General features: G+C 71.8%; 5 protein-coding genes. 3 read left to right on the top strand and 2 right to left on the bottom strand.

The genetic code is table 11. The features are described from left to right. Together STRIP9103_RS31665 and STRIP9103_RS31660 are read right to left on the bottom strand one after the other, a co-directional pair. Positions 1–1,179 (bottom strand): serine/threonine-protein kinase (locus STRIP9103_RS31665; RefSeq protein ID WP_048821339.1); only part of this gene is annotated, 1,179 nt, incomplete at its 3' end. A gap of 120 nt (positions 1,180–1,299) precedes the next feature. Further along, positions 1,300–4,524 carry a family 78 glycoside hydrolase catalytic domain gene (locus tag STRIP9103_RS31660; protein WP_009327272.1) on the bottom strand — a complete coding sequence of 1,075 codons (3,225 nt, stop codon included), beginning with the start codon at positions 4,522–4,524 and terminating at the stop codon, positions 1,300–1,302. A 213-nt stretch (positions 4,525–4,737) separates the two neighbouring features. Here STRIP9103_RS31660 and STRIP9103_RS31655 point away from each other — a divergent pair, with 213 nt between their 5' ends. The 3 genes from STRIP9103_RS31655 (at position 4,738) to STRIP9103_RS31645 (ending at position 11,077) form a co-directional block, all read left to right on the top strand. Further along, positions 4,738–6,123 carry an SMI1/KNR4 family protein gene (locus STRIP9103_RS31655; protein WP_009327274.1) on the top strand — a complete coding sequence of 462 codons (1,386 nt, stop codon included), beginning with the start codon at positions 4,738–4,740 and terminating at the stop codon, positions 6,121–6,123. A 261-nt stretch (positions 6,124–6,384) separates the two neighbouring features. Further along, positions 6,385–7,419, top strand: coding sequence for a LacI family DNA-binding transcriptional regulator (locus tag STRIP9103_RS31650; RefSeq protein ID WP_009327276.1), 1,035 nt, complete (start codon positions 6,385–6,387; stop codon positions 7,417–7,419). A gap of 283 nt (positions 7,420–7,702) precedes the next feature. Further along, positions 7,703–11,077 carry a pyruvate carboxylase gene (locus STRIP9103_RS31645; RefSeq protein WP_009327273.1) on the top strand — a complete coding sequence of 1,125 codons (3,375 nt, stop codon included), beginning with the start codon at positions 7,703–7,705 and terminating at the stop codon, positions 11,075–11,077. Positions 11,078–11,193: the final 116 nt, after the last annotated feature.

The following is an 11,193-nucleotide window of genomic DNA, read 5'->3' as shown; positions in this document are numbered from 1 at the left end:
CCCCGACGCGACCGGGGCGGATGCCGCCACCTGTTGCCGTACCTGCCGCCGGTCGCTCGCGGAGGGAACGGCGGGGGCCTGTGCGGACGGGACGCCGGGGGTCTGTTCGAGGGGAAGCCGGCGCAGCACCTCGTACCCCTGCTGCCGGGCGAGGACTCTGCCGCCCAGCGGCTCGGGCCAGGGGGAGCGGCCGGAAGGGCCGGGGCTGCCGGAAGAGCCGGAGCCGCCGGAAGAGCCGGGGCCACCGGACGCGCCGGAGGCACCTGGTCGCCCGGACGGCATCCCGGCGTGGGACCGAGCCGCCCCGACGAGCTCCTGTGGAGTCGGCCGGCGCCCCGGCTCCTTCGCCAGGCAGGCGGACAGCAACGCGGCGAGCGTCTCGTCGGCCGCCGCGATCTCGCCGATCACCTTCGCGTTCGGTTCCTCGAAGGCCACCCGGTGCATCACGTCGACCCCGGTGCCGTCGCCGAACGGGGCGCTCCCGGTGGTCGCGTAGACGAGCGTGCAGGCGAGGGAGAACACATCCGACGCGGTGTCGCACTCGCCGGTCCTCAGGTACTCCGGTGACATGTACGCGGGGGTGCCCACCCGGTTCCCCGTGCTGGTGATGGCGCTGGCGTCGGCGGCCTTCGAGATGCCGAAGTCGATGACGTGCGCACCCCGGACGGACAGCAGGACGTTGGACGGCTTCAGATCCCGGTGCACGATGCCCGCGGCGGAGAGGTCGGCGAGCGCCCGTCCCAGCTCCGCCACGAGCCGCCACACGGCGTCCGGTCCGAGGCCGCCGTCCTCCTGTACGGCCTCGGCCAGGTCGAGCCCCGGCAGGTACTCGGTGGCCATCCACAGCAGCTCGTCGTCGAATCCCGTGCCGCGCAGCCTCGGCATGCGCGGGGTGCGGACCGACTCGTGGACGGACGCCTCGCGCTCGAACCGGCGCCGGAACCGCACATCCTCCGCGTACTCCGGCCGGATCACCTTCACCGCGACCAGGTCGGGGCCGCCGTCCACGGGACGCGCCAAGTAGACGCGTCCCATGCCCCCGCTGCCGAGCAGCCCCAGCGACACGAACGGACCGACCTGGTCCGGGTCGCCGGGGCGCAGAGGCAGAGCACCCGCCTGTCGCAGCGCCGGAGCCCGATCTGCCGCTGAACGCGCCGGCACCGGCCGCTGGTCTGACACAACACCCCCGAAGTGACTCTTCCCGTACGTCAGTTCGCCCCCAAGGATTTGAGGCTAGCTCAGCTCGGGTCGACGTTCCGGGTTTCCGTCACTTCCGTACGTCTGTCACTTCGGAATTGCTCACTTCCGTACCACTTCTGTCGTGCCCGAGCCGACCGGACCGACCCGCAGCACGGTGCCCGTGAGGTCGGTGACCGGCTTGACCTGCACCGGTCCCCGCCCGCCGGGTGCCGTCCCCGTCACCCGGTACGCCGCCGGATCGGCGTCGCCGATCTCCACCTCCAGCACTGCACGGGTGTTCGGCGGCACGGTCACCCGTGTGGTGTGCGTGTCCCCGGAGCGGCGTACGTGGACGGAGACCGGCCCGCGCATCGACGGGACCGTTCCCTCGGCCTCGCTCAGCGCTCCCGTCCTCGGCCGGATCAGGAACTCGGCGGCGCCGGGCGCGCTGACCCGGACGCCGAGGATGTGCCGGGCCACGGCGTTCGCGGGCGCGGACGCCCAGGCGTGGGAGAGCGTCATGTTCGACTTCAGCGCGGGGTCCCACGCCTCCGTGACGATGGTGGCCTTGAGCGCGTCGAGCATGTGCAGCCACGAGTTCGTGGCCGTCGAGGTGAGCAGCGCGAGCGCCGCGTCGGAGCGACCGAGCCGGAACAGCGCGTCGAGCAGGAACTGCGACCCGTAGACGCTGACCTTCATGCCACCGCCCGCCAGCGTGTCGCCCAGCCTGGTCAGCACGGCCTCGTCCAGACCGTCCGCGACACCGAGCGCCACCGGGAAGGCGGTGGCGTGCTGGGCGCTGTGCGTGGTGCCGACGCCGTCGACGAACCGCCCGGCGGAACTGTCGAGGAGGGTGGTGCGCATGGCCTCGGCGAGGGTGTCGGCCCGGCCGCGCAGCGCGGTCGCGTCATCGTCCTTGCCGAGGGCCGTGGCGCACCGGGCGAGAGCCGCGAACGCCGCGTACTGGAAGGCGTTGACGACCGTGTTGACGTTGGTGAAGACATAGCCGTCGCGACTGGCGGCCGGCCAGTCGACCAGGTCGCCCAGGTCCTGGCTGGTGTTGCCGGGCGCCTTGCGGACCAGACCGTCGGCGTCCAGATACGAGGTGAGGTTCTTGCCGGTGAGCAGGTCGTAGTCCTTGGCGAGCTGCCGGTCGTCACCGGTGGCGAGATAGTCCTCCCAGGCGGAGATCGCGCACATCAACCGGTACTCGGTGGGCCAGGTGCCCTTGCGGACCAGATAGTCGTTGGACCAGCGGGCCAGCGCGTACGACCGCTGCACGCCGTACTCGGAGAGCTGGTTGATCAGCGCGTCGCCCTCGTACGGGCCGCGTTCACGGGTCGGGGTGTCCGTGTAGAGGTCGCCCCGCGTGGCCTCGATGGAGTACCGGCACAGCTCCCAGACCCGGTCCAGCGCGGGGTCCGAGCTGCGGAACGAGGCGTGCGAGTCGTCCCAGTCGAGCTTCCAGGCGCGGCCGGTGACGACCGCCTTCGACAGGTCCAGCGACGTGCGCAGCTCGGCCCAGCGGAAGCCGCGGTAGCCCCAGTGCTCGAAGCGCTGCTCGCCGTCGCGCAGCGTCCACACCTCGCGATAGGTGTTGGTGGCGCGCAGCTGGTACTTGACCGTGCCGTCGGAGTTCAGCTCCTCCCCGAGCCGCACCTCGATGGTGTCGCCGGCACTGCCGGTGATCTCCAGGGCCAGCCCGCCGACGATCTCCCGGCCGAGGTCGACCAGCCAGCGCCCGTCGGCGACCTCCGTCACGGAGGCGGGGGTGACGTCGTGCGGGCGTATCGCCTCGATCGGCGCCGGGACGAGACCGTCGATCGCGGTCCGGACGACCGGGGCGAGCCAGTCGCCGTCGTCGAAGCCCGGCTCGGTCCAGCCGACGGGCTCCCGGCGCAGGTCCCAGTACTCCTGCGGGACGGTGAAGTAGCCGCTGCCCGCACTGCCCTTCGACGGCAGCAACCCGGCCTGGCGACGTGCCTTCCAGTGGTCTCCCGAGGCGACCGTGGACCGGCTGCCGTCCGTGTACGTGATCTCCAGCTGGGCCAGGAACTTCTGTTGCGAGGTGGTCCAGCACAGCGCGGCCAGCGCGTTGGCCTTGCCGTCGGCCCGCAGTGTGGAGGTGATGTCGAAGGCCTGGTAGGCGGTCCCGGTACCGGAGCGGACGGAGGCGTAGCCGACCGTGGTGCCGTTGCTCCACACCTTCGCGACGTACTGCCGGGCCGGATCGGGCGAGGTGGCCGCGACATGGAGGATCGCGGCGGCGATGTCCTTGCCGGCCTCCGTCTCGTACTCGTGGCGGAGCAGCGCCCAGGTGTCGTCCGCGCCGTAGGAGGAGAGCGAGGAGGCGCCGGTGGGGAAGGTGAGGACACCGCCGGAGACGGTGCCGGCGGCGAAGGTGCCCTTGTCGGAGGCGAAGTCGTCGTCGAGCAGGACCGTGCCGTCGGCGGCCGTGAACGTGACCCGGTCGTAGACCTGTGACTCGGTGAGCCCGTTGCGCAGACCGATGTTGCCGGAGGCGTAGCGGCTGTGGGTGGTGGTGTCCACGACCGTGCCGTTGACCTTGGTGGTGAAGGTGGCGCCCTCCATGGTGACGCTCAGCTCCACCCACTCCCCGGTGGTGACCGCGAACGGCAGCTTGACCTCGCCGAGCACCGTGTACGTACCGCCCACGCAGACGTGCTTGCGCAGCACACCGGGGCTGCCCGCGCGCAGCTGCCACATGTAGTTGTTGGCCGTGTTCGTGGCCCGGAACCACAGCCCGGCCGCCACGGTGGTGATCTTCAGCCGGGTCGCGAACGTTCCGTCGGTCATGACCGGCCCGGCCGGCACCCAGATCGGCTCGGCCTCCCACTCGTCCTCGACCGAGGTCGCCAGCAGAGCAGGCTCCGACCAGGCCGACCGCTGCTCGCCCCAGCTGCTGACCCGCCACCAGTAGGCCGTACGGGGCTCCAGCGCGGGCCCGGCATACGGTACGGCGGTGGAGTCGGCCGACGCCCGCTTACCGGAGTCCCAGACCAGCCGGTCGTCGTCGAAGCCGCCCGGCGTGGCCGCCACCTGCAACTGGTAGGCGCGCTGCACCGTACCCGCGCCGAAGTCGGGCACCTGCCAGCTGAACCGGGGACGCTCCCCGGCGCTCGTCCCGAGTGCCTGCGGCAGCAGATCGGCGAGCATCCCGGTGGGCGCGGGCGGCTTCCCGGGAGCACCGGGCACACCCATCGGGCCGGCGGCGGCCCTCGGGGCGGGGGCGGCGAAGGCCTGGGGTCCGCCGGACAGGACGACGGAGGCAGCCGCGGTGCCGCCGAGCTGGAGGAGTCTTCGCCGTGAGAGAGCCCGCGCCATGGTGCACCTTCGGTTCGGTTGGTGAAAGGTTTCAAAGCGATTGCCCGGAGGTTAGGGTTCCGTATCGAATTCGGTCAATGGTTGATGCGGAATCGAGCTCATGAGGAATGAAACGATTTAAAGACTGTCCGGGCAGAGGGCCGGACCCGGCCCGGACACGGCCGTCCGTGATAATCGCCTCGCCCCGCTCGCCGGAATCACCGGAGGTCACCGTTGTCCGCGCTCCATGACTTCACCACGTGGGAACCCTTGTCGAGGCTCCTGTGGGCCGACAAGGCGGAACGACTCGCCGCGCCGGGCGGCCAGGTGGCCGGGCGGATAGGCGTCCACGGGTGGAGCGTGCCCCTGACACGAGCGATGCCGAAGCCCGGCCGAGCCGCTCAGGTCGAGGACATGCAGGCCGAGTGGGACGCGGTGGAGCTGGTGCGGAACGCGCTCATGGAGGCCGGCGTCGACGGCGTCTCGTTCACACTGGAGGCCTCGCCGACCGGGCGGGCCGTGCTCCGTCTGCTCGGCCCCAGCCCTGCCGCGGAACTCGGCGTCGGCGGCCCGCACCCCGGCTCGCTGCTCCTCGTCGAGGGCGCCGTCCCCGAGCCCTGGCGCCGTCTGCCCGAACCGACGCCCGACGCGGTCCCGGCCCCGACCGCGGACCCGGCGCTGCTGGAGCGGACACTGCGGGAACGGATACCCGGTGCCGTGGGCGCCACCGAGGAGGAGATCGCCGCCGCCGAGGCCCGCCTGGGTGTCGCACTCCCCGACGAACTGAAAGCGCTCTACCGGGTGACGCGGGCGCGTTGGGAGGACTGGGGCGACGACCACGAGGCGGCGGGCCGCGAAGCCATGGCGGTCGGCTGCGAACTGTTCCCCCTGGACGAGCTGTACATCGCCGACGCGCGTTCCCGCCCGACCCTGTGGCGGTTCGGGGCGATGGACGCGGTCGTCACTCCATCCGACGCCGCCGTGCAGGGACTGGTCGGCTCACCGGGCTGGATCGCCTTCGGCGACAACGGCGGCGGCGACCGGATCGCCGTCGACCTGACCCCGGGCCCGCGCGGACACCTGGGGCAGATCATCATGATCGGCCACGAGGAGCACACCGGCGCCGACCTGGTCGCCGACTGCCTCACGGACATGGTGATGCGGAGGTCCGCGGAGGAGCGCCGCGGCCGTCACGGGGACGACGAGCCGTCAGCCGTGGTCTGGGTCAACCACGCCAGTGTGCGGAGCGTCGAAGCCGCCGCCCACCCCGGCCTGGAGGCATTGAGCCTCGGTGTATGGGACGGCGAACCCTTCAGCCTCGCCCCCGTCGTCGGACTGCCCCGCCTGCGCACCCTCCGCGCCTACCCCGGCACGCTCGCCGACCCCCTGGAGATCGCTCAGCTGAAGGGACTGGAGTTCCTCGAAATCGCGCCCGACGACTGGCGTGTCCTCCTCGACGCGGGAGCCGTCCCGCGCACTCTGCTGGCCGCCTCCATCGAGGTGCGCAACGACCACCCCGTGCTCCCGATCGTCGATCTCGCCAACGAGATCCTCGCCCTCTGGGACCGCCCCCCGATCCTCCGGACCACCCTCGAAGGCGACCTTGGCCCACTGGCGTAGCCGACGACGTACCCGCCCCGGCGAACCGATGTCCCTCCCGCCGACGCGGCGGCCTTGACGAGGTCCGGGGGACGCCGACCGTCCTGACGAACGGCGTGACCGGGAGCCGCTGAACGGACCCCGGCCCGCCACACCGCCGTCCCCACCGACGGTCCGGCGGGCCTCCGTTCACTTGCGGCAATCTTGACAAAATTGCGCAAGCTTGCCGAGCATGGAGAGGCACTGCTCATCCCTCGCCGACGAAGAAGACGGAGTGGCAGCGTGGCCCCCACCTTGACCGATGTCGCCAAGCAGGCGAATGTCGCCCTCTCCACGGCCTCCCGGGCCTTCAGTGAACCCGAGCGGCTCGGTACGGAAACCTTGCGCAAGGTTCGGGAAGCCGCGGAACAACTCGGCTACGAGCCATCGCCCCGCCCGGTCGTCTGGCGGCCGGAACAGGACGCCACCACCGCGACGGCGAGCGTGGCCGTCGTCGTTCCCGACATCGCCGACCCGGTCTACGGCATCTTCGTCAAGGCGGCGCAGGCCCAGGGCCGGCACCGTCGGCAGACGATCGTGCTCGCCGACACCGACCACGACCCGGACCACGAGCGGCAGGCGATCACGCGGCTCGGCGCCGGCTCCGCGGGGATCGTCGTGTGTGCGCCCCGACTCGACGCCGAGGAGGTCGTCGATCTGTGCGGCGACACCCCCGTCGTCCTCGTCGACCGCGAGACCACGGCCGCCGACTGCGTCCTCACCGACGCGGCCGACGGCCTCCGCCAGACCGCCGAATACCTGGCCGCGCTGGGCCACACCCACCTCGCGTACGTCCCGGGCGCGCAGCACTCCTGGGCCGGCGGCCACCGCCTCGACCTGGCCCGGACCCACGCCGAACAGGCGGACCTCGTACTCGAAGTGCTGGGACGGCAGTCCGAGACGGTGGCCGGCGGTACGGCCGCGGCGGCCGGGGTGATCGCCTCCGGCGCGTCCGCGGTGATCGCGCACAACGACTCCATCGCCCTCGGCATCATCGCCGGAGCACGCCGACTCGGCTTCCGGGTCCCGGACGACCTCGGCGTCGTGGGCATCGGCGACACGCCCCTCGCCGAGATCGCCGACCCCTCCCTGACCAGCATCGCCGTACCCATGGACCGGGCCGGTTCGCTCAGCCTGGAACTGCTGGCGCAGTCCGCCGCCGGCGAGCGACGGAAGCCGCGCACCCTGCGCCTGCCCACCCAACTGGTCGTGCGCGGTTCCACGGGCCCGGTCGCAGGTCGCGCGGGCCGGGCTGCGGGGCGCCCTACGACCCGGTGACCACGGTGGCTCTCCCCTGAGCGGGGCCCCGCGCCCACCGAACGGACCTGGACGGACCTGGACGGATCCGTCTCGGCCGGAGTGCCCGGGAACAGCCGCGGGGTGGCACTGCGGGCCATGGAGAGGGGGAGGGCGCAGACGGGGATGCGGCGGCAGGGCGCTGTGACCAGCGACTTTCGATAGTGACCCAGCTCACATGGCACTCAGTGACACGGTTCTCGTGGCGCGGTGGCACCATTGCCGGGACCATGGTGTTCCTCATCGCAGGTCGAAGGGATCAGGAATGCTCCGCAAGGTACTGGTCGCCAACCGTGGCGAGATCGCGATCCGCGCATTCCGTGCCGGGTACGAAGTGGGCGCGCGAACCGTCGCCGTCTTCCCGCACGAGGACCGCAACTCGCTGCACCGGCTGAAGGCCGACGAGGCCTATGAGATCGGTGAGCCGGGTCATCCCGTGCGGGCCTACCTCTCCGTCGACGAGATCATCCGGGCCGCCCGGCAGGCCGGCGCCGACGCCGTCTACCCGGGCTACGGGTTCCTCTCCGAGAACCCCGAGCTGGCGCGGGCGTGCGAGGAGGCGGGCATCACGTTCGTCGGTCCGAGCGCCGACATCCTGGAGCTGACGGGCAACAAGGCGCGCGCGGTGGCCGCCGCCCGCGCGGCCGGCGTACCGGTGCTGGGGTCCTCCCAGCCGTCCACCGACGTGGACGAACTGGTGCGGGCCGCCGACGAGATCGGCTTCCCCGTGTTCGTCAAGGCGGTCGCCGGCGGTGGCGGGCGCGGTATGCGCCGGGTCCAGGATCCGGCCGCGCTGCGGGAGGCCATCGAGGCGGCGTCCCGCGAGGCGGCCTCCGCGTTCGGCGACCCCACCGTCTTCCTGGAGAAGGCCGTGGTCGAGCCCCGCCACATCGAGGTGCAGATCCTCGCCGACGGCCACGGCAACGTCATCCATCTCTTCGAGCGCGACTGCTCGGTGCAGCGCCGCCACCAGAAGGTCATCGAGCTGGCGCCCGCGCCCAACCTCGACCCGGCGCTGCGCGAGCGGATCTGCGCCGACGCCGTACGGTTCGCCCGGGAGATCGGCTACCGCAACGCGGGCACCGTCGAGTTCCTGCTCGACCGCGACGGCAATCACGTCTTCATCGAGATGAACCCCCGCATCCAGGTCGAGCACACGGTGACCGAGGAGGTCACCGACGTCGACCTCGTGCAGTCGCAGCTGCGCATCGCCGCCGGCGCCACCCTGGCCGACCTCGGGCTCTCCCAGGAGACCGTCACCCTGCGCGGTGCCGCGCTCCAGTGCCGTATCACCACCGAGGACCCGGCGAACGGCTTCCGCCCGGACACCGGCCGTATCAGCGCCTACCGCTCGCCCGGCGGCTCCGGCATCCGGCTCGACGGCGGCACCACCCACGCCGGTACGGAGATCAGCGCGCACTTCGACTCCATGCTGGTCAAACTCACCTGCCGGGGACGGGACTTCACCACCGCCGTCAACCGCGCCCGGCGTGCCGTCGCCGAGTTCCGCATCCGCGGCGTGGCCACGAACATCCCGTTCCTGCAGGCCGTCCTCGACGACCCGGACTTCAAGGCGGGCCAGGTCACCACGTCGTTCATCGAGCAGCGCCCGCACCTGCTGACCGCCCGGCACTCCGCCGACCGCGGCACCAAGCTGCTCACCTATCTGGCCGACGTGACGGTGAACAAGCCGCACGGCGAACGGCCCGCGCTGATCGACCCGGCCACCAAGATCCCGGCCGCCGGTGTCACCGAACCTCCCGCCGGCTCCAAGCAGAAGCTCGTCGAGCTCGGCCCGGAGGGCTTCGCCCGGTGGCTGCGCGAGTCGCCGACCATCGGCGTCACCGACACCACGTTCCGCGACGCCCACCAGTCGCTGCTCGCCACCCGGGTCCGCACGAAGGACATGCTCGCCGTCGCCCCCGTGGTGGCCCGCACCCTGCCGCAGCTGCTGTCCCTGGAGTGCTGGGGCGGCGCCACCTATGACGTCGCCCTGCGCTTCCTCGCCGAGGACCCCTGGGAGCGGCTGGCCGCGTTCCGCGAGGCCGTGCCGAACATCTGTCTGCAGATGCTGCTGCGCGGCCGCAACACCGTGGGCTACACCCCGTACCCGACCGAGGTGACCGACGCCTTCGTCCAGGAGGCCACGAACACCGGCATCGACATCTTCCGCATCTTCGACGCGCTCAACGACGTCGGCCAGATGCGGCCCGCCATCGACGCCGTACGCGCGACCGGAACGGCCGTCGCCGAGGTGGCCCTCTGCTACACCTCCGACCTGTCGAACCCGGCCGAGAAGCTCTACACCCTCGACTACTACCTCCGTCTCGCCGAGCAGATCGTCGAGGCCGGCGCCCATGTCCTGGCCGTGAAGGACATGGCGGGACTGCTCCGCGCCCCCGCCGCCACAAAGCTCGTGACGGCCCTGCGCCGCGAGTTCGACCTGCCGGTCCACATCCACACCCACGACACGGCGGGCGGCCAGCTCGCCACCTACCTCGCCGCCGTCCAGGCCGGCGCCGACGCCGTGGACGGAGCGGTGGCGTCCATGGCCGGCACCACCTCACAGCCGTCCCTGTCGGCGATCGTCGCCGCGACCGACCACTCCGAGTGGCCCACCGGCCTCGATCTGCGGGCCGTCGGCGACCTGGAGCCGTACTGGGAGAGCGTCCGCAGGATCTACGCCCCCTTCGAGGCGGGCCTCGCCTCCCCGACCGGACGCGTCTACGACCACGAGATCCCCGGCGGCCAGCTCTCCAACCTCCGCACCCAGGCCGTCGCCCTCGGCCTCGGCGACCGCTTCGAGGACATCGAGGCGATGTACACCGCCGCCGATCGCATCCTCGGCCACCTGGTCAAGGTCACGCCGTCGTCCAAGGTGGTCGGCGATCTCGCGCTGCACCTCGTCGGCGCCGGAGTGGTCCCCGCCGAGTTCGAGGCCACCCCGGACAAGTTCGACATCCCCGACTCCGTCATCGGGTTCCTGCGCGGCGAACTCGGCACCCCGCCCGGTGGCTGGCCCGAGCCGTTCCGCAGCAAGGCGCTCCAGGGCCGGGGCGAGGCCAAGCCCGTCCAGGACCTGACCGCCGAGGACCGCACCGGACTGGAGAAGGACCGGCGCGCCACCCTCAACCGGCTGCTGTTCCCCGGCCCGACGCGCGAGTTCGAGACCCACCGCCAGACGTACGGCGACACCAGCGTCCTCGACAGCAAGGACTTCTTCTACGGGCTGCGCCCGGGCACTGAGTACACCGTCGACCTCGAACCCGGCGTACGACTCCTCATCGGCCTGGAGGCCGTGGGCGAGGCCGACGAACGCGGCATGCGCACCGTGATGGCCACCCTCAACGGCCAGCTGCGGCCGATCCAGGTACGCGACGCCGCCGCCTCCTCCGACATCCCGGCCACCGAGAAGGCCGACCGTTCCAACCCCGGCCATGTCGCCGCCCCGTTCGCCGGGGTGGTCACGCTCGCGGTCGCCGAGGGCGACGAGGTGGAGTCCGGGGCGACCGTGGCCACCATCGAGGCCATGAAGATGGAGGCCGCGATCACCGCCCCGAAGGCCGGCCGGGTCTCCAGGCTCGCCATCAACAAGATCCAGCAGGTGGAGGGCGGCGACCTGCTCGTCGAGATCGTCTGAGGCCCATCGGATTCCACCTCCGCGGGCTACCGAGAGCACCTGGTCGAGCTGTAAGTGGCGGGCCACGACGACCAGGGACCGGTGTCGCGACCGCGCGCCCCGACCGTACGGCCGGA

Source organism: Streptomyces ipomoeae 91-03, from assembly GCF_000317595.1.
GTDB lineage: Bacteria > Actinomycetota > Actinomycetes > Streptomycetales > Streptomycetaceae > Streptomyces > Streptomyces ipomoeae.
This window is presented reverse-complemented; position numbering and strand designations above follow the sequence as displayed.

Bases quoted from the DNA above. Each gene is read 5' to 3' on its own strand.
- STRIP9103_RS31645 (WP_009327273.1), top strand. From the start codon at position 7,703: ATGCTCCGCAAGGTACTGGTCGCCAACCGTGGCGAGATCGCGATCCGC.
- STRIP9103_RS31660 (WP_009327272.1), bottom strand. From the start codon at position 4,524: ATGGCGCGGGCTCTCTCACGGCGAAGACTCCTCCAGCTCGGCGGCACC.